The 20,068-nt window shown below is 56.6% G+C and carries 14 protein-coding genes and 1 pseudogene; 8 read left to right on the top strand and 7 right to left on the bottom strand.

The window, feature by feature from the left end:
* Positions 1-7: 7 nt before the first annotated feature.
* Both gorA and HCH49_RS17705 read left to right on the top strand, forming a co-directional pair.
* The gene (gorA, locus tag HCH49_RS17710; protein WP_033146863.1) at positions 8-1,360 is read left to right on the top strand and encodes a glutathione-disulfide reductase; all 1,353 of its coding nucleotides are present in this window, start codon (positions 8-10) and stop codon (positions 1,358-1,360) included.
* Positions 1,361-1,541: 181 nt separating this feature from the next.
* The gene (locus HCH49_RS17705; RefSeq protein WP_033146864.1) at positions 1,542-3,191 is read left to right on the top strand and encodes an alpha,alpha-trehalase; all 1,650 of its coding nucleotides are present in this window, start codon (positions 1,542-1,544) and stop codon (positions 3,189-3,191) included.
* Positions 3,192-3,318: 127 nt separating this feature from the next.
* On the opposite strand, the gene HCH49_RS17700 is transcribed toward HCH49_RS17705, so the two are convergent.
* Positions 3,319-4,905, bottom strand: coding sequence for an STY4199 family HEPN domain-containing protein (locus HCH49_RS17700; protein WP_087823654.1), 1,587 nt, complete (start codon positions 4,903-4,905; stop codon positions 3,319-3,321).
* A gap of 148 nt (positions 4,906-5,053) precedes the next feature.
* On the opposite strand from HCH49_RS17700, the gene HCH49_RS17695 reads away from it, so the two are divergent.
* Positions 5,054-5,593 carry a GNAT family N-acetyltransferase gene (locus HCH49_RS17695; RefSeq protein WP_094934860.1) on the top strand — a complete coding sequence of 180 codons (540 nt, stop codon included), beginning with the start codon at positions 5,054-5,056 and terminating at the stop codon, positions 5,591-5,593.
* Between the two features lie 71 nt (positions 5,594-5,664).
* Positions 5,665-5,763 (top strand): annotated as a pseudogene (locus tag HCH49_RS22405) (lysozyme); the annotation flags it as partial.
* Between the two features lie 97 nt (positions 5,764-5,860).
* Here the strand turns inward: HCH49_RS22405 and HCH49_RS17690 are convergent.
* A complete protein-coding gene (locus HCH49_RS17690) occupies positions 5,861-6,619 on the bottom strand; it encodes an SDR family NAD(P)-dependent oxidoreductase (RefSeq protein WP_094934859.1) in 759 nt (252 codons plus the stop codon).
* 119 nt (positions 6,620-6,738) lie between these two features.
* Here HCH49_RS17690 and HCH49_RS17685 point away from each other — a divergent pair, with 119 nt between their 5' ends.
* The 3 genes from HCH49_RS17685 to HCH49_RS17675 all read left to right on the top strand — a co-directional run bounded on the left by HCH49_RS17685 (position 6,739) and on the right by HCH49_RS17675 (position 10,299).
* Positions 6,739-7,638 carry a LysR family transcriptional regulator gene (locus HCH49_RS17685; protein WP_048976957.1) on the top strand — a complete coding sequence of 300 codons (900 nt, stop codon included), beginning with the start codon at positions 6,739-6,741 and terminating at the stop codon, positions 7,636-7,638.
* A gap of 52 nt (positions 7,639-7,690) precedes the next feature.
* Entirely contained in the window at positions 7,691-8,716 is a 1,026-nt protein-coding gene (gene yhjD / locus HCH49_RS17680; RefSeq protein WP_047059925.1) for an inner membrane protein YhjD, read from the top strand.
* Between the two features lie 260 nt (positions 8,717-8,976).
* The gene (locus tag HCH49_RS17675) at positions 8,977-10,299 is read left to right on the top strand and encodes an MFS transporter (RefSeq protein ID WP_023309582.1); all 1,323 of its coding nucleotides are present in this window, start codon (positions 8,977-8,979) and stop codon (positions 10,297-10,299) included.
* Between the two features lie 106 nt (positions 10,300-10,405).
* On the opposite strand, the gene HCH49_RS17670 is transcribed toward HCH49_RS17675, so the two are convergent.
* Positions 10,406-12,448, bottom strand: a complete 2,043-nt coding sequence (locus HCH49_RS17670; protein ID WP_214538962.1) for an AsmA family protein — start codon at positions 12,446-12,448, stop codon at positions 10,406-10,408.
* A 65-nt stretch (positions 12,449-12,513) separates the two neighbouring features.
* A complete protein-coding gene (gene pdeH, locus HCH49_RS17665) occupies positions 12,514-13,287 on the bottom strand; it encodes a cyclic-guanylate-specific phosphodiesterase (protein ID WP_039263033.1) in 774 nt (257 codons plus the stop codon).
* A 229-nt stretch (positions 13,288-13,516) separates the two neighbouring features.
* Between pdeH and HCH49_RS17660 the strand changes: the two genes are divergently transcribed.
* Positions 13,517-14,446, top strand: coding sequence for a sugar kinase (locus HCH49_RS17660; protein WP_214538963.1), 930 nt, complete (start codon positions 13,517-13,519; stop codon positions 14,444-14,446).
* Between the two features lie 344 nt (positions 14,447-14,790).
* Here the strand turns inward: HCH49_RS17660 and HCH49_RS17655 are convergent, their stop codons facing one another.
* The 3 genes from HCH49_RS17655 to hmsP all read right to left on the bottom strand — a co-directional run bounded on the left by HCH49_RS17655 (position 14,791) and on the right by hmsP (position 19,964).
* Positions 14,791-16,284 carry a M16 family metallopeptidase gene (locus tag HCH49_RS17655; protein WP_033146870.1) on the bottom strand — a complete coding sequence of 498 codons (1,494 nt, stop codon included), beginning with the start codon at positions 16,282-16,284 and terminating at the stop codon, positions 14,791-14,793.
* A 227-nt stretch (positions 16,285-16,511) separates the two neighbouring features.
* Positions 16,512-17,798, bottom strand: coding sequence for a dicarboxylate/amino acid:cation symporter (locus HCH49_RS17650; RefSeq protein ID WP_023309587.1), 1,287 nt, complete (start codon positions 17,796-17,798; stop codon positions 16,512-16,514).
* A 159-nt stretch (positions 17,799-17,957) separates the two neighbouring features.
* Positions 17,958-19,964 carry a biofilm formation regulator HmsP gene (hmsP, locus tag HCH49_RS17645; protein WP_064673669.1) on the bottom strand — a complete coding sequence of 669 codons (2,007 nt, stop codon included), beginning with the start codon at positions 19,962-19,964 and terminating at the stop codon, positions 17,958-17,960.
* Positions 19,965-20,068: the final 104 nt, after the last annotated feature.

The following is a 20,068-nucleotide window of genomic DNA, read 5'->3' as shown; positions in this document are numbered from 1 at the left end:
AAAAGCAATGACTAAGCATTATGACTACATCGCAATCGGCGGCGGCAGCGGCGGCATCGCCTCCATCAACCGTGCGGCCATGTACGGCCAGAAGTGCGCGCTGATTGAAGCCAAAGCGCTGGGCGGCACCTGCGTGAACGTGGGTTGTGTACCGAAGAAAGTGATGTGGCATGCGGCGCAGATCCGTGAAGCTATCCATATGTATGGCCCGGACTACGGCTTTGACACCACCATCAACCGCTTCGACTGGGACAAACTGATCGCCAGCCGTACCGCCTACATCGACCGTATTCACACCTCGTACGACAACGTGCTGGGTAAAAATAACGTCGATGTTATCCACGGTTTCGCCCGCTTTGTGGACGCGAAAACGATCGAAGTGAACGGCGAGACGATCACCGCCGATCACATCCTGATCGCCACCGGCGGTCGTCCGAGCCACCCGAACATCCCGGGCGTGGAATACGGCATCGACTCCGACGGTTTCTTCGAGCTGCCTGCCCTGCCAAAACGCGTTGCCGTTGTTGGCGCGGGCTATATCGCGGTGGAACTGGCTGGCGTGATTAACGGCCTGGGCGCGGAAGCGCACCTGTTCGTACGTAAACACGCGCCGCTGCGCAGCTTTGACCCGCTGATTGTCGATACGCTGGTTGAAGTGATGAACACCGAAGGCCCGACCCTGCACACCAACGCCGTGCCAAAAGCGGTGGTGAAAAACGCGGATGGTAGCCTGACGCTTGAGCTGGAAGATGGCCGCAGCCAGACCGTCGATTGCCTGATCTGGGCGATTGGCCGTGAACCTGCGAACGATAACTTCAACCTGGGCGTGACGGGCGTGAAAACCGACGAAAAAGGCTATATCGTCGTCGATAAATTCCAGAACACCAGCGTACCGGGCATTTATGCGGTCGGCGATAACACCGGCGCGGTTGAGCTGACGCCGGTCGCCGTTGCGGCGGGCCGTCGTCTCTCCGAGCGCCTGTTCAACAACAAGCCGGACGAGCATCTGGACTACAGCAACATCCCAACCGTGGTCTTCAGCCACCCGCCAATCGGCACCGTCGGCTTAACCGAGCCGCAGGCGCGCGAGCAGTACGGCGACGACCAGGTGAAAGTGTATAAATCGGCATTTACCGCGATGTACACCGCCGTCACCTCTCACCGTCAGCCGTGCCGCATGAAGCTGGTCTGCGTAGGTCCGGAAGAGAAGATTGTCGGTATCCACGGCATCGGTTTCGGCATGGACGAGATCCTGCAGGGCTTCGCCGTGGCGCTGAAGATGGGCGCAACCAAGAAAGACTTCGACAACACGGTGGCCATCCACCCTACGGCCGCGGAAGAGTTTGTGACCATGCGTTAATCCTGATGCCCCTCTCCGGAGGGGCATTTTTTTAACATTCATAAATCGTTGCAAAACGAATGCTCCGAAAATAGTGATCTACCGCACATATCCCTCCCCATCTACCGAAGCGAATGTCTACGCTTATAAGACGCCCGGATAAACCTGTCTTTTGAACACACAACCGGAGGTCCCTATCACCATGTTCAACCAGAAACTACAGGCTACCGAGAACATCGAGTTCGAGATTGCAGAAGAGCTGCGCTACGAGACCGATCCCTGCGAGTTGAAACTGGATGAAATGATTGAGGCGGAGCCGGAACCCGAAATGATCGAGGGGCTACCCGCCTCCGATGCGTTGACGCCCGCAGACCGCTATCTTGAACTGTTCGAGCATGTGCAGTCGACGCGGCTGTTTGCGGACAGTAAAACCTTCCCCGACTGCGCGCCGAAGATGGATCCGCTGGATATCCTGATCCGCTACCGCAAGGTCAGACGCCACCGGGATTTCGACCTGCGCCAGTTTGTGGAGAACCACTTCTGGATGCCTGAAACGTACGGCACAGAATATGTCTCCGACCCGGGACTCTCCCTGAAAGAGCATATTGATAACCTGTGGCCGGTGCTGACGCGCGAGCCGCAGGATCATATTCCCTGGTCTTCCCTGCTGGCCCTGCCGCAGGCCTATATCGTCCCCGGCGGGCGATTCAGCGAGACCTACTACTGGGATTCCTATTTCTCCATGCTGGGGCTGGCGGAGAGCGGCCGTAACGATCTGCTCAAATGTATGGCGGACAACTTCGCCTGGCTGATTGAACGCTACGGGCATATCCCCAACGGCAACCGCACCTATTACCTCAGCCGCTCACAGCCGCCGGTCTTTGCCCTGATGGTGGAGCTGTTCGAGGAGGACGGCGTGCGCGGTGCGAAACGCTATCTGGATCACCTCAAAATGGAATACGCCTTCTGGATGGACGGCGCGGAGTCGCTGCTGCTTAACCAGGCTTACCGCAGTGCTGTGCGCATGCCGGACGGTTCACTGCTCAACCGCTACTGGGACGACCGTGATACCCCGCGCGACGAATCGTGGATTGAGGACGTGGAAACTGCCCGCCACTCGGGTCGTCCGCCCAATGAGGTATATCGCGACCTGCGCGCGGGTGCGGCGTCCGGCTGGGATTATTCGTCCCGCTGGCTGCGCGATCCGTCGCGGCTCGCCAGCATCCGCACGACGCAGTTTATCCCCATCGATCTGAATGCCTTCCTGTTCAAGCTGGAAAGCGCTATCGCCAACATCTCCGCGTCGAAAGGGGATAAAGAGACGGCAGAGGCGTTCCGCCAGAAAGCCAACGATCGCCGCGCGGCGGTGAACCGCTATCTGTGGGACGAGGAGAGCGGCTGCTACCGCGATTACGACTGGCGACGCGAAGAGCTGGCGCTGTTTTCTGCCGCCAGCATTGTGCCGCTATATGTTGGAATGGCGACGCACGAGCAGGCAGAACGTTTGTCGGATGCGGTCAAGGCGCGTCTGCTGACGCCGGGCGGAATTCTGGCGACCGAGTACGAAACCGGCGAGCAGTGGGATAAACCCAACGGCTGGGCGCCGCTGCAGTGGATGGCGATTCAGGGGTTCAAGCAGTACGGCAACGACTCGCTGGGCGATGAGATCGCCTGGAGCTGGCTGCATACGGTGAACCATTTTTATAAGACGCATCACAAGCTGATTGAGAAGTACCACATCGCCAGCAGCACGCCGCGCGAAGGTGGCGGGGGTGAGTATCCGCTGCAGGACGGTTTCGGCTGGACGAACGGCGTGGTGCGGCGGCTGATTGGGTTGTATGGGGAGCCTTAAGCGGGGTGCGGTCTGGTGCCCTCACCCCTCACCCTAACCCTCTCCCCAGAGGGGAGAGGGGACTGCACGGTGCGCTCTTCATCTCCCTCGCCCCTATGGGGAGAGGGCTGGGGTGAGGGGAAAAATTTTAGCGAATCACCTCATAAATGGCAGTCTGAATAGACTGCCATTTTTTCGTGGTGGCATCCGGCTGCGACTGCGCGCGCCGTGTGGCCATGTCGAGATCGTGCTGCTGGCGTTTCACCACGGCAGGTACGGTGCAGAAAGCTTTGAGATACTCTTTACGAACCGAGGTCAGAGACTCGCCGTTCGACATGGCGTGGCTGAGCGTGTTGATGAAGCGACGGCACGGCTTCTCTTCCACCATGTTCTGGCGGTAGCGTAACATCAGCTCCAGCACATCGTCATAGCCTGCCGACATCGCCTCTTCGGTCCAGGACAGCTTCCAGTCCATACCGCCCTGCAAAAATAGCAGGGTTACGCGGGTATCGTTGCGGTTAATGGCCGAGCGGAAATTATTCTCGTCCCAGGTGACCCCCATGCGCGTGAGCGTTTCGCGCGAAGAAGGCGTCTCGCGCATTTCCTGCGGAGGAGCCGCTTCAGCCGCGCTGGCGGTTGCAGGCTGCGGTTTGCTGCTGGTCACCAGCCAGAAGCCCCCTGCCACGATGGCAATCACCATGACGCCAACCGCCCCCCATAGCGCACCGGAAATGAGCTGCTCGCGTTGTTCAGGGGTACGCGGCGCGCGCTGGGTCGGCTTTTCAATGGTGTCACGGACTTCAAACAGATCCCCACCGGTGACCCGATCCATTTTCTGCGCCTTTTCCCAGAAGGTATGCAATTCGCTGGCATCTACCGCCATGAATCCGGCCGGATTGACGCGCGTTCTCCCCTCTTCAAACGCGCGCTGAACGGGCCGCGCGATCTGCGCGTAGTAGCTATCCAGCAGCTGAATTTGCGCCGAGCTTAACGTTTTCTGAACGGTGATGCTGTTGCGGATTTGCCGGATGTCATCGAGGAAGGTTTGCAGCGTTTTGCGCGGTTCAACCAGCAGCGTCAGCATGGACGGGTCGCTGAACAGCGAAGCGTAATAGCGGCTGAACTCTTTTTTATCCACCAGCATCTGCGCCAGTTCACTGAACATCATGCCGCTCAGGACATCATTGATCTCGCCAAGCTTCAGCCAGCGCCGTACGCGGTCAGCGTTAAACAGGGTCTTTAGATGGTTGTTCAGCCGCACCTGATCGGGCCAGGCCTGCTGGATGAGTCCTTTAATCATCAGCTCAATCGCGCGTACCTGCTTGTGCGCCTGCTGCTGGAGTTCGCTTCCCGGTGCCAGGTCGGTGCTGTAGGTCAACAGCGGCTGCTGCAGGCGAAGATGTTCCAGCGCGGTCACAAACCGCATCGCCGCAATAAGCTGGTTTTCACTCACATCCTGTCCGCTTTCATACTGCGGAACGCGCTGCTGCAGCAGGCGCAGCTGGAGCGTAAATTCCGACATCTCGGCATCATTGAGGTTGAGTTTTTTCGCAACGGCTCCCCAGCCGCCCAGAGCTAATCGCGCGCTGTCGAGTTGTTCCAGAAACCAGCGTGGATCTTTTCCCTCAGAAGCATGTACATTCAGAAGGAGTAAAATTTCCACCGACGCATGGCGAATGACCGCCAGACAGTGTTCAAACTGTTCGCGAATATGATGTGATGTGCTGAGAGTCATTGTTTTCCTTAAGCGACAACGAAGACATCCGGAATGGGCACGAAATGCCCTTTATTCTTTTTATTTATACGCGGTTAACCATACCTGACTTTCTGTTGAAATAAAGTGACAACCCTAAAATGATTTAAAATGTTTCAGGAGAATCTGAATGCCGGTTTTAATTACCTCTCGCCTGACCTGTTCGCCCCTGCAGGAGCAAGACTGGCCCTTTTTTCTGGCGCTACAGCAGCACCAGGACGTGATGCGCTTTGTGGCGGAAGGCCGCCCCGTCGCGGCGATCCGCGAGGCGTTTGATTCGCGCCTGGCCCCATGGGCACCGGGCAGCGCGCACTGGCTTTGTCTCGTCGTGCGTGACATCGCCTCACAGGCCCCGCTGGGTGTTACCGGGTATATTCATCGGGAGGAAGACTGCGCCGAAGTGGGCTTCCTTTTCGCACCCGAGGCGCAGGGGAAAGGTTACGGCTTTGAATCCCTGAAAGCGCTTTGCGATTACGCTTTTCATCAGGGCGGTATACGGCGACTCACCGCCACCGTCACCGCGGGAAATGTCGCGTCAAGACGCCTGCTGGAAAAAGCCCGCTTTCGTCTGGAAGGTGAATTACGCGAGAGCTATTACCTTGCGGGGCGCTGGCAAAATGACTGGCTATTTGGTTTATTACAGCAGGAATACCTGAATAATAATTCCTGACCAACCGCTTTTTAGCAGATATTTCCCGGACGTCGTTTCCTCTTCAGTGTCGCTATTAAGAGGAAACGAATATCAAACGTCATTCGCTGAAAATATTTTCTGCCGCCATTGCGTTAATAAATAATCATCAGGGTCTTTCTCTTGAGAAATATCGTGATGAAAAGGGGTTATCGGCTATGGCTGCCTGCGTTCTTTATCACTGTCAGTATGCAGACACATCCATACTAAGGGTTTCATTAAGGGGTTCCTTCCCCTTAAGCCCGTGTATCACAGGAACATACCGCCTGATACTTCAATACGTTGCGCATTCATCCAGCCCAATTTATCGCTGAGCAGTGCCGCAATGGCATCGCCAATATCGTCCGGCAGCCCCACCCGGCCCAGCGCCGTCTGCGAGGCCAGAAGCTGATTCAGCTCCGCGTTGTCGCGCACGCGTCCGCCGCCAAAGTCGGTTTCAATCGCGCCCGGCGCAATGATATTGACGGAAATTCCGCGCGCGCCCAGCTCTTTCGCCTGATAACGCGTCAGCACTTCCATCGCCCCCTTCATGGCCGCGTAGGTCCCAGAGCCCGGCTGGGTAAAACGGGCCAGCCCGCTTGAGACGTTGAGGATACGCCCCCCGTCGTTAAGCAGCGGCAGCAGGCGCTGGGTCAGGAAGAAAGGTCCTTTGAAATGAATGTTCAGCGCTTCATCAAACTGGGCTTCCGTCGTGTCGGCATAGGGCGCATATAAACCCGTTCCGGCATTGTTCAATAAATAGTCAAAGGTTTCGCGCTGCCAGGCGGTCTTAAGGGTTTCCTGAAGCTGTCGGGCAAAATGATCAAAACTCGTGATATCCCCGACGTTGAGCTGTAATGCCGCTGCGTTGACGCCTTTTTCCTGAATTTCATGCACAACATCCAGCGCTTCCTGCTGGCTACGATTGTATGTCAGGACAATTCCCGTTCCGTCTGCCGCCAGCTTTAACGCAGCGTTTTTACCCAGACCACGGCTACCACCCGTCACTAATGCGATACGTTCACTCATCATAAACCTCGTTTTGGCTGTTAAGGAGATTGAGAAAGAGCTTATTAGGTGATAGAAAATCAATAAAGATGGGTTAAAACGCTTCACTGTTTCAACAGAAACAACAATGAGCTTCCTCTATGGATAAAATTCACGCAATGCAGTTGTTCGTCCGCGTCGCGGAACTGGAGAGTTTTTCCCGCGCGGCCGAAACATTAACCCTGCCGAAAGGCAGCGTCTCGCGGCAAATTCAGGCCCTGGAAAACCGGCTTGGCACCCAGCTATTGCACCGCACCACGCGCCGCGTCAGCCTGACGCAGGACGGCATGGTCTATTACGAACGGGCAAAAGATCTGCTGGCAAACCTTGATGAACTCGACGGTATGTTTCAGCACGATCCCTCCAGCATCAGCGGTCGGCTCCGCGTGGATATGCCCGTCGGCGTTGCTCGAAATTTAGTCATCCCCAAACTGCCTGCTTTTCTGCAGCACTATCCGGGCATTGAACTGGAGCTCAGCAGCAGCGATCGTCTGGTGGATGTGATCCGCGAAGGGTTTGATTGCGTGGTGCGCGTCGGCACATTGAAGGATTCAGGGCTGATTGCCCGTCCGCTGGGCAAGCTGTCGGTGATTAACTGCGCCAGCCCGGATTATCTGGCGCGATTTGGCTACCCGGAAACGCTCGACGATTTAGGCTCGCACGCCGTCATCCACTACGCCGCGATGCTGGGAACCCGCCCGCAGGGCTTTGAGTTTTATAATGGCAGTACGACGCAGTGGATAAAAACGGGCGGGGTGTTAACCGTCAACAGCACGGAAACTTACCAGGCTGCCTGTCTCGCCGGGCTGGGCATTATTCAGGTTCCGCGGGTTGGGGTGCGCGATTTACTGCGCGCGAAGAAACTGATTGAGATCCTCCCGCAATACCGGGCCGAACCGATGCCTGTCTCCCTGATTTACCCTCACCGCCGCAACCTCTCCCGCCGGGTCCATCTGTTCATGGAGTGGCTTACCGAACTCACAAAAGCTTACGTGGACTAGCCGCAAGCTATAATTCAAAAACACATCCAGCTCAACGAAAAGGAAAATGCGCGTGACGCCGGAAAACAACCCGCAACGACCCACCCAACATTTAGAGTATGAGCCCATCAAAAAGATGGAAACCGAGCCTGAAGCGCCCGCAACGCCGGGAACAGCCAGCAAAGCGCTGGGTACGGTTACCAGCATGGCAGAAAAGATCCAGCAGCTTCCCATGATTGCGCACCTGATACGCGCCACAGAACGGTTTAATGACCGCATGGGGAACCAGTTTGGTGCCGCCATCACCTATTTTTCCTTCCTGTCGATGATTCCCATCCTGATGGTGTCGTTTGCGGCAGCCGGTTTTGTGCTCGCGTCGCACCCGACGCTGCTGCAGGATATCTTCAGTAAGATCCTGAATAACGTCAGTGACCCAACCCTTGCCAGCACGCTCAAGAGCACCATCAATACCGCCGTTCAGCAGCGTACCACCGTCGGCATCGTCGGTTTGCTGATTGCCCTTTACTCCGGCGTTAACTGGATGGGCAACCTGCGCGAGGCCATTCGCGCCCAGTCGCGCGACGTCTGGGAGCGTAAGCCGCAGGACCAGGAGAAAATCTGGGTGAAGTATCTCCGCGATTTTGTTTCGCTGATTGGCCTGCTCGTCGCGCTGATCGTGACGCTTTCCATTACCTCCGTGGCGGGCTCGGCGCAGCAGATGATCATCTCCGCGCTCTATCTTGATTACATCGAATGGCTCAAGCCCGCCTGGCGCGGCATTGGGCTGGCCATTTCCATCTTCGCCAACTACCTGCTGTTCTTCTGGATCTTCTGGCGCTTGCCCCGCCATCGTCCGCGCAAGAAGGCGCTGATCCGCGGCACGTTGATTGCGGCGATCGGCTTTGAGGTGATCAAAATCGTGATGACCTACACGCTGCCGTCGCTGGTGAAATCCCCTTCCGGCGCGGCGTTTGGCTCGGTGCTGGGACTGATGGCCTTCTTCTATTTCTTCGCCCGTCTGACTCTGTTCTGCGCGGCATGGATTGCCACCGCCGAGTACAAAGGCGACACGCGAATGCCCGGTAAAACGCACCGCTAGCCCCGCTCTCGGGCTGAAATTTCAGCCCGATTCATCATTTCAGCATATAAATCCAGTCCGTAACTTTTATTTAACTGAAAACCAGTTTAATTGACTGATATTTAAAATCTGTGAAGCATTTCATAGACGCGTTTTCGCTGGCCTGAAAATTATCCGCTTTTTGTTGCTTTTATCACCAGCACGCGGCTTTGTTACAGATTGAAATGTCGCTTTTGCTGTGCGTAATATGGCCTTTCGTTCGACAAAAATAAGAAAATATTATGCAAGCAACAGCCACCACACTCGACTCAGGAACGGAAAACGTTCCGGTAAACTCGCGCAATAAAGTTGTCGTCGCCTCGCTGATTGGCACCGCCATTGAGTTCTTCGACTTTTATATTTATGCCACCGCCGCGGTCATCGTCTTCCCGCATATTTTCTTCCCTCAGGGCGATCCGACGGCGGCCACGCTGCAGTCTCTGGCGACCTTTGCCATCGCGTTTGTTGCGCGTCCGATTGGCTCTGCGCTGTTTGGACACTTTGGCGATCGCATTGGCCGAAAAGTCACCCTGGTGGCCTCGCTGCTGACGATGGGCATCTCCACCGTAGCCATCGGTCTCCTGCCGACCTATGAAACCATCGGCATTCTGGCGCCGGTCCTGCTGGCGCTGGCGCGTTTCGGTCAGGGTCTGGGGCTGGGCGGTGAATGGGGCGGCGCGGCGCTGCTGGCCACCGAGAACGCCCCGGCGCGCAAGCGCGCGCTGTACGGTTCATTTCCGCAGCTGGGCGCGCCGATTGGCTTCTTCTTTGCCAACGGGACGTTCCTGCTGCTCTCCTGGCTGCTGACGGATGAACAGTTCATGAGCTGGGGCTGGCGTCTCCCGTTTATCTTCTCAGCCGTGCTGGTGCTGATTGGGCTGTATGTGCGTGTTTCGCTGCATGAGACTCCTGTTTTTGCGAAAGTGGCCGCAGCGAACAAGCAGGTGAAAGTGCCGCTGGGTACGCTGCTGACCAAACACGTCCGCGTGACCGTGCTGGGCACGTTCATCATGCTGGCAACCTATACGCTGTTCTACATCATGACCGTCTACTCCATGACGTTCAGTACCGCCGCCGCGCCGGTTGGGCTGGGGCTGCCGCGTAACGAAGTGCTGTGGATGCTGATGATGGCGGTGATCGGGTTTGGCGTGATGGTACCGATTGCGGGCCTGCTGGCGGATAAATTTGGTCGTCGTGCGAGCATGATTACGATCACCACGCTGATTATTCTGTTCGCGCTGTTCGTCTTCCCGCCGCTGCTGGGTTCAGGTAGCCCGGCGCTGGTGATGGCCTATCTGCTGATTGGCCTGAGCCTGATGGGGCTGACCTTCGGCCCGATGGGCGCGCTGCTGCCTGAGCTGTTCCCGACGGAAGTGCGTTATACCGGCGCGTCGTTCTCCTACAACGTTGCCTCTATTCTGGGCGCGTCCGTTGCGCCGTATATCGCCACCTGGCTGCAGGCGAACTATGGTCTGTTCTATGTGGGCGTCTATCTGGCGGCCATGGCGGCGCTGACGCTGATTGCGCTGCTGCTGACTCACGAGACGAAGCATCAGGCTCTGTAATTCACTGCGGCCTGATGCCCTCACCCCGCCCCTCTCCCACAGGGAGAGGGAGAAAGTCCCGTAGGCCGGGTAAGCGCAGCGCCACCCGGCAAAAACAGGCCGCACCTTACTTCTTCATCTGCGACAAAATAGTCCGGCACTGATTGGCCTCGCCTTCTGACGGCGAAATCAACGCCAGCAGCGCTGCGGCCGGGGTGACCAGCGTCGCCAGGGCCGCAGCCACCGCACCGCGCGCAATCAGCGGTCCGGGCTTCACGCCCGCCTGCGGGTTTTTGAAGGTCCCGCGCACGTAAAGCGGCGAGCGCAGAGTGATGATGCGGATCCCCTTACTTTCCGGGTCAATCGTCAAATCAAGCTGCTCCGAGGCCATGCTGGCGGTCCCGGTCACGTTAATCACCGCGTTTTCCGTGTCGAAGGCAAATATCTGCGGGCGCGCCACGCCGTTAACCAGATCCAGATTGGCCGCCGCGCAGTTCACCCGCACCTCGTCATCACCGAAGATTTGCCCGATGACGTAGTTACCGACGTTCAGCCCCAGGATCTCCATCAGGTTTCGGCTCACCAGCCCGTCGTTCATCAGCAGCTTCAGGTTACCATTGCCGCTGCCCAGCAGCGCCGCCACCGAGTTCCCCACACCGCGAATGTCGGCATCACCGTTCATTTCACCGAGGGTTTTCTGCATCAGCTCTACGTTCGGCATAAGCTCTTTCAGCTTCAATCGACGCGCCTGGATCTCCGCCCGTCCCTGCATCGGCTTCTTATCGCCTTCCAGATGAATGTTCGAGGAAATTGTCCCGCCCGCCATGCCGAACTTCAGCGGCTGCAGGCGCAGGTCGGCATTTTTGAGGAGAATATGGGTCGAAAGATTGCTGATCGGCAGCGTACTGCCATGTTCAATTTTTCCGCCTTTGAAGCGCACATCCGCATCCATCACGTTCCATTTGTCTGTTTCGAAACGATCGTATGGCAGCACTTTGCCCGCAGGCTGAACATCCTTTTTGACCTCTTTCGACCTGGTACCTTTACCCGAGTCCACGCCAATCAGCGGACCAAGATCGGCCAGACGCAGCTGACGGGACTCAACATCCCCTTCCAGTTTCGGGCGCGGTTTTCCGGTGGTGTAGGTCAGCGTGCCGTGGATGTCGCTGTCGCCGATACGGCCGTTGAAGTCCCGGTAGTCAAAAACGGACGATTTTTCGGTATCGATTTTGGCGACCAGATGCCCGTCCGTTTCGAACGGCGGGGTATCCGGCAGCAGCACGCCGGTCAGTTCATACAGCTCGCCCAGTGAATCGCCGGCAAATTTAAGCTGAAGATCGACGCCCCCCATATTCATCGGGTCGTTGACCGTGCCCACGAACGCCACGCGGGTGTTACCGGAACGGAAGTCCGCCTGCACCGGGAACGGCGTGCCTTCGCTCCGCAGCGCCAGCATGCCGCCTATTTTCCCTTTACCGCTGAGAGGCCGATCGTTGTAGCGTCCTTTTGCCGTCAGGCCGAAGACATAGTCGCCTACGCTTGCCGCGTCGCCTTTTGCTTTCGTGCCCGTGACCTCGCTAAACGGCAGCGGTTTGCCCAGCGGATCGACGAGGATCTCCACATCCGCCTTGCTGACCTTATCGTCGATGGCGATCCGTCCGCGATCGAAAAGAATATTGTCGAGACGGAATGACCAGGAAGAAGGCTGGGCATTCGGATCTTTTTCGCTGTCGCTGGCAAGGTTAAACGTCCAGTTGTTGTTTTTTTCTGAGAGTCGGATCAAGCGCGCATCGGGCTGCTGAAGTTTGATCCACGGCAGATAAACCGTTTTGGTGAGGAGCGCCAGCGGAGCCAGCGTGGCTTCAACGCGCGGCAGGTGGATCATGGTGACGTCCGGGATATCCGGCGGGTTGCCGAGAATGATGTCGTCGGCATGGACGTGAGGCCAGGGGATCCAGCTGCGCCAGCCGGGCTCCTCTTTCTGACGCTCCCATACCACCCCTAAATCGCCGCGTATGGCGAAGGGGCGGTTCAGTTCGGTTGAGACTTTCTGGTTGATGGTCGGCTTGAGACGGTTCCAGTCAAACGTCGCAATAATGATGGCGACGACCACGATCAACAACAAGAAAATCCCTGCTGTCCAGGAGATTACCCTGGTTGTTCTCGTCATTTTTATCCCCTTTCCTGATGACCTGTCCTGTAAAACTATAGTCCAGACAAAGGGAAGCGGGCTTATCAGAGGGTCGTTATAACGCTATCGAGGCGATCCATGGGTACCGGGCGGGAGAGATAATAGCCTTGCGCCGCCGCTGCGGGAGAGTTTTGCACATCACGCCACTCTTCCAGTGTTTCCACACCTTCAACAATCACGCCCTGGCAATAGCGGTTCATCAGCTGTAATAACAGCGTAAACAGATTCCGCCCTTCCGGGGTCTGACGCAGCATAATGAACAGGTCGCGGGCCACTTTGATGTAGTCGTAGCGCACCTCACTCAGGGCGGAGAAGTTCGCCATGCCGGTGCCAAAGTCATCCAGCCACAGCGGGCCGTATTCGCATATCGACGCAAACGAGGAGTCCTGCGGCAGGCGGACATGCTCCACCAGCTCAAAGCGCATCCACGGCAGGGTGGCGATCAGCTCCTGCAATTTTGCGTTCTGACGCAGCGCAAGCAGGGTTGGACCATCGACGTTCACCGAGGCGAGGATATCGTGCCGTTCGAAAAAGGACTGCTTCGTTGCCAGCATACGAAGCTGTTCTTCCAGCACGTCCAGGCGCTGGCGAACGGCAACTTCGGCAAAATAGCGATCCGGCGCGATGCGCTGAGTAGGGTTTGAGGGATGCGTAACGACGGTCAAAATTTCAATTGCCATCAGTCGACCATCTGTTCGGTAGATCGGCTGATAGGTGTACGCACGCTCACATTGCAGCCAGTAGCGATGCTCCTGCAAGTTCTCAATACTTGCCTCAGGCGTAGTGCTCAGCCGCTGGATAACCTGCTCTGACTTCATTTCAGATGTCCTGTTGTTGGGATAGCCTTTCTGGACTCGTCACAGGATTATCGGCGCGACAATTGAGAACTTTATGTTCAATTCACCGGGAAAATGAAATTAAGATGACAGAAATGCGCGGGAACACGCGCTGGCTCAAATAAAATAATGGAACGTTGTTTTAATATAGTTGACCGGTTAATTCACTCAGCGCACACTGCTGATAATTCTTCTGTTCAGGTTCACGACTATGTCCAAAAAAATTGCCGTGATTGGCGAATGCATGATTGAGCTGTCACAAAAAGGCGCGGAAGTCAGCCGCGGATTTGGTGGCGATACGTTAAACACGTCCGTTTATATTGCCCGTCAGGTCGCGCCTGAGGCGCTCACCGTGAACTACGTGACCGCCCTGGGTACGGACAGCTTCAGCCAGCAAATGCTGGAGGCCTGGCAGAGTGAACATGTCGAAACGTCGCTGATTCAACGTATGGAGAACCGCCTCCCGGGGCTTTATTACATCGAAACCGACAGCACCGGCGAACGCACGTTTTATTACTGGCGTAACGAAGCCGCGGCCAAATTCTGGCTGGAGAGCGACGCGGCCGCGGCCATCTGCGAAGAGCTGGCGACCTTTGACTACCTCTATCTGAGCGGGATTAGCCTGGCGATCCTGAGCCCTACCAGCCGTGAAAAACTGCTCTCGCTGCTGCGCGAATGCCGTGCAAACGGCGGCAAGGTTATTTTCGATAACAACTACCGCCCGCGCCTGTGGGCCAGCCGCGAAGAGACGCAGCAGGTCTATCAGCAGATGCTGCAGTGCACCGACATCGCCTTCCTCACGCTCGACGATGAAAACGCTCTGTGGGGTGAGAAACCGGTAGAGGACGTGATTGCACGCACGCAGGCGGCAGGCGTGAGCGAAGTGGTGATTAAGCGCGGGGCGGATTCGTGCCTGGTCGCGGTGGCGGGCGAAGCGCTGGTTGACGTTCCGGCGGTGAAGCTTGCCAAAGAGAAAGTGATTGATACCACGGCGGCCGGTGATTCATTCAGCGCGGGATATCTGGCGGTACGGCTGACGGGTGGAACGCCGGAAGCGGCGGCACAGCGTGGGCACCTGACGGCCAGCACTGTGATTCAGTATCGCGGGGCAATTATTCCGCGCGAGGCGATGCCTGTTTAAAGAGGCTGCGGGCTGATGCCCTCACCCTAACCCTCTCCCACGGGGCTGAGGGTTCCCCACAAAATAATGCCAGCACGGACGACCCCCTCTCCCTTGAGGGAGAGGGCTGGGGTGAGGGGGAACATACGGCTCTGGTGGTCATTCCGTTCACTTTATGTTCCTTGCTACTCTGTAACAACATGACTTGTGAACGTGCCAGGGTGGCTCAGGGCATCGCTGTAAGTCATTCATTTACCTGAAGCAACATTCATCGCTTCAGGTAAAAAATTACTGGGGATTACTCTCCCCACAGGGAGAGTGGACGATGAACACCCCCTCCCTGTGGGAGAGGGAATGTTTAAGCATTACTGCCCTTGCGGAATATCCGTCGCGTCCGGATGTAAATCATCAGCCGTGGCGGCCTGCGCTGGCTGCGGCGCGGTAGCCATAATGGAATCCCAGGTCTTCTGAAGTTCCTTCATGTCATATTCCGGCTCGCCCTTCGGTTGCAGGAGGATCAACGCCATCTCCTGCGACAGCTGCTGACGAAGGTCCTGATTGAGCATCTCGACGGTCAGACCGTTCAGGAAGTCCTGACGCAGTTTCTGGTACTGTTCCGGCGCAATGTCCACCACCTGATTCTGCAGGGAGCGAATACGCTGGCTGATCAGAATGTCGGTATCGGCGCGAGCGTAGGTCGCAAACAGCTTCTGCAGCTCGAGTTTTTTCTGCGCCACGAGAGCGTTGAATTCCTCTTCGGAAAGCCCCTCTTTACGCACTTTTGCCAGCTCTTTTGCGACCACGCCCAGATTGGCATTCAGCTTATCGCCCGGCGATTCAACGTTGATGGCGCACTGCGCACGCTGGAACAGCACGCGGCAGTCAAAGCCAAGACCGATATTCTTCACGTTGTTCTTGCTCAGCGTCTGCTGAACGTGCCAGAACAGCGCTTCACGCGCCAGATCGGCACGCCAGTAGCGTAACATCGCCGCAGACTCGCGGATTGGCTGCCAGGCGTTATCCCACATGACGGAGAGGCGATCCTGACGCACGGCGTCCGTCATAATGCTGACAGGCTCTGCACGCAGCGGAGAGAGCGTCGGGACAGGGGCTGGCGTTTCACGCTTGCCTTTCAAATCACCAAACGCTTTGTTGATCTGCTCCACCACCGCGCGGCTGTCCACGTTACCCACCACGATAAGCGTCATCGCATCCGGGGTGTACCACTTCTGGTAGAACGATTTTACCTGTTCGGCGTCCACCGGCTGTTTCAGCGGTTCGGCCGGGTCATGTCCCAGCAGCGTCGAGCCCTTCAGGCGGTAACGCCACCAGCCCTCTTTGGTATCCCCGGGCCAGGTCGCCACCATGTCACTGTTGCTCAGCGCATAGTTGACGGTGTCCGGCGTAATCGCCAGATTGCCAGAGGCATCGGAGAGATACGTAAGCGCTTCTTTAAGCAGGTCGTTACGGTTATTTGGCAGGCTCAGGTTAAACATAGTGTAGTCATACGAGACCACAGCCGGAGGGAGTGGGCGTTTCGGATCGATGGCCTGCTGCCAAAGCGAACGCACCTGAACCGCTTGCAGGCTGCCGCTCTGCGTGAGCGCCAGCCGTGGAATAAAATGGCTAAAACCGGTTTGCTGAGTGCTTTCCGCGAGGGAACCGGTATTAATGGACAGACGGATTTCTACACGGTCACTGGGACGTTGCGGAGTGGCTAAAACCTGCCACTGAAAACCGTTCGCTAATGTCCCTTGTTGCCAGGCCGGGTCTGGCTGGAGCGCATCTGCCTGCACATAACTGGCTGCTGCCATCATCAGCAAACCGCCGGTTAAGAGTCGAATTTTTGTGCCCTGCATGTGAACCCCTGATCAACATTCCTGGTTAAAAAAGAGTGTTTCGCGACGCGCTTCACTCTTAAAGATGACGATGAAAACACGTCGATTAGACCGCGCGTTCGGCAAAACGTCACGGTCAGAAGTGAAATATACCCAAAAAAAATCTTGTCGAATTATGACAGGTACGAACAGTTATTATGCGCAGGAGCCCGCATCCCGACAAGGGAATACGGGCATTTGTGACAAGATTAAGAGGTTAAGCCAGGATTTTTGCTGTCAGTTGAACGGTTATTCAGAGTATCGTCGAGCTTTTTGTGATCCAGCTCTTTCACCCATTTCGCCACCACCACCGTCGCCACGCCGTTACCCACCAGGTTGGTTAACGCACGCGCCTCTGACATGAAGCGGTCGATACCGAGAATCAACGCCAGACCCGCCACCGGCAGGTGACCCACAGCGGAAATAGTAGCAGCCAGCACGATAAAGCCACTGCCCGTAACGCCTGCCGCGCCTTTAGAGGAGAGCAGGAGCACCACCAGCAGGGTAATCTGATGGAAAATATCCATATGGCTGTTGGTCGCCTGAGCGATAAACACGGCCGCCATCGTCAGGTATATCGAGGTGCCGTCCAGGTTGAAGGAGTAGCCCGTCGGGATCACCAGCCCGACCACCGATTTACGGCACCCCAGCTTTTCCATCTTGTCGAGCATACGCGGCAGCGCGGATTCTGAAGAGGAGGTCCCCAGAACGATCAGCAGCTCTTCGCGGATGTAACGGATAAATTTGAAGATGTTGAAACCCGTCGCGCGGGCGATGGAGCCCAGCACCACGACCACGAAAAGGATACAGGTGATATAGAAGCAGATAATCAGCTGACCCAGCTGCACCAGCGTACCGACGCCATACTTACCGATGGTGAAGGCCATCGCGCCGAAAGCACCGATCGGCGCCAGGCGCATGATCATATTGATGATGCCGAAAATCACCTGGGAGAAGCTTTCGATCACATTAAAGATAAGCTGGCCTTTGCTGCCCAGACGGTGCAGAGCAAAGCCAAACATCACGGCAAACAGCAGAACCTGCAGGATGTTTCCGCTGGCGAACGCGCCAATGACGCTGCCCGGTATCACGTCCAGCAGGAAGGCCACCACGCCCTGATCCTTCGCCTGCTCGGCATACACTGCGACCGCTTTGGCATCCAGCGTTGACGGGTCTACGTTCATCCCCGCGCCCGGCTGCACCACGTTGACGATGATCAGACCGATAATCAGCGCAAGGGTACTGACCACTTCAAAATAGAGAAGCGCCACTGCACCGGTACGACCGACCGCCTTCATGCTTTCCATGCCAGCGATGCCCGTCACGACGGTACAGAAGATCACCGGAGCGATGACCATTTTGATGAGCTTAACGAACGCGTCGCCAAGCGGTTTCATTTGCGCGCCCAGCTCAGGGTAATAGTGACCCAGCAGAATACCGATGGCGATGGCTGTCAGGACCTGGAAATAAAGACTTTTGAAGAGTGAGGTTTTCATAAGGTGTCCTTGGGAAGAAAAACCACAGGCTTTGTAAGGTTATGGTTAACCTGCGGCTTTAAAATAACACCCACATAACAGGACAGAAATAAACTCAGTTCAAATTTGAAACACAAATGTTAAGAACTTTGAGCTGGCTCGCACAAGCCAGCAACAACATTACACTTTTGCGTTATTGTCAGCACCAGAAAGGTATCGTTCTTCAAAGACATCCGAAGGAACAGCAGGGGCAAAAAGGAAGCCTTGTCCGCTCTCCACGCCCGCCTCTGCCAGCCAGGCGCGTTGCGCTTCGGTTTCAATTCCCTCGGCAATAAGATGCAAATTGAGGCTGCGCGCCATCTGGATAATCGCCTGCACCATGCTGCTGTCGCCCGGCAGACCGTCGACAAACGCTTTGTCAATTTTGAGCACATCCACCGGAAGGGTTTTCATGTGCTGAAGCTGACGCAGCCCGGCGTATCCCATGCCAAAATCGTCCAGCGCAATGCGAATGCCGGCATTACGCAGCGGTTTCAGAATTGCGACTGCCTGATTAGGGTCGTCGATGCGTCGGCTCTCCGTCACTTCCAGAGTTAACGTATCAGGCTTGATTCGGTAACGATGGATCAGCTCCAGCATCTCTGAAACCATGGTTGGGTGCATCAGCTGCAGGGCAGACAAATTGACCGACAGCGGCAGCGTCACGCCGCGCTCCTGCCAGGCGGCAAGCTGACGGCAGGACTCCTCCAGCACCCAGTAGCCGACGGTAACCATCAGGCCACAGGACTCAATGCGCTCAATCAGCCCTTCCGGCAGCTCCCATGAACCATCCGGCTGCTGCACGCGCAGCAGTGCCTCGGCGCTTTTCACTTCTCCCGTCAGCAAATTCACCTGCGGCTGTAGCCAGAGGGCAAACTGGCGGTTATCCAGCGCGGTCAGGATGTCGCTCTCTTCCGTCAGGCGCTGCTGCGCCTTTTCCATCTCTTCCGGCGCGAAGAACTGGATCTGATTTTTCCCTTTGCGCCGGGCGGTGAACGCCGCCGAGAACGCGCGATGATAAAGCTGCTCTGCCGTTAAATCGCCATAGTACATCGCAATACCGATACTGGCGCTTGGACGAAGCTGGATACCCTGAATGGGCAACCGCTCATTAATGACAGTGAGTACTTGCTGACCTAAGGTGATCGCATGCCAGGGTTCTTTTACGCCGTTGGCAATCACCACCAGGTCGTAACCGCTGACCTGGGTCAGCACCATGCGCGGGGCAAGGACAGACTTCACTTTCTCCACCAGGGTCAGCAGCAGCATTTCGCGCTGGCTCTCCCTGAGCACGCCAGCCGTATCCTGCAGGGTTTCACAGGCGATAACCATCAGCGCCGTGGTTTGCTGACGGGCAACGGTCTGCTCCAGCATCGCCATCAGGAAGGCTTTATTGGGAAGCTCCGACACCGGGAAGCGCGTGGCGCTGCTGTTTAACTCATCCTGCTGGCGCTGAATGCGCTGCTGGTTGAGGTTGTAGCTGCGCACCAGCATGCCTATCTCATCGTCATGATGCAGACGCGGCAGCTCAAGCTGATGCCCCATCTGATCCTGCGGCGCAAGCGTATTCAGCTCGCGGGCGATACGGCGTAGCGGATGAACAATCAGCCGGTTAATGCACCAGGTAAGCGCCACGCTGAGAATAAGCGTCATAAGTAAGCAAGTGGTCACTAACGTAACCACCCAGCTCATGACGAATTTATACATGCGGTAGGAATCCGCCTGTAATACCAGGTAGGCCAGCGGCTGCGGATTGGCAGGGCGTTCAAGCGAATAAACGGGCAGCGAAATCTGCACCGGCAGTTCAAACAGGCGCATCACCATCATCGGGACGGGACGCTCCGGGATAAAGCTCATCCGCAGCGCCTGAAACTGATTGGGCAAGACCACATCGGCGCGGCTAACGACGCCGGCAGGCTGAATGCGTTTTAAAATGGTTTCCGCTTCGGGAATATCCCCTTTCAGGATAGCGGCAGAGAGCGGGCCGCGCACCGATCGCGCGATACTTTCTAACTGCGAAGCCGTGTTATAGCGATTCTGCTGTACGGAATGAAACAGCAAAATTACGCAGAAGAGCAGTACAAACAGCACGGTGACGGCAGAAACCATCGCCATCTGTTTGATTGTTAAGGAACGGCTGACACGCAAAATGACTCTCCACAAAACTCGAAGCGCAGGGCGCGCCAGGGTGTAAACCTGGCGCGCCTGAGTATACCCGATTGCCGCGCTATTAAGAGAGACTTACAAATGGA

Origin of the sequence: Enterobacter sp. Y17, from assembly GCF_019730495.1 — a bacterium.
GTDB classification, from domain to species: Bacteria; Pseudomonadota; Gammaproteobacteria; order Enterobacterales; family Enterobacteriaceae; genus Enterobacter; species Enterobacter asburiae_B.
This window is presented reverse-complemented; position numbering and strand designations above follow the sequence as displayed.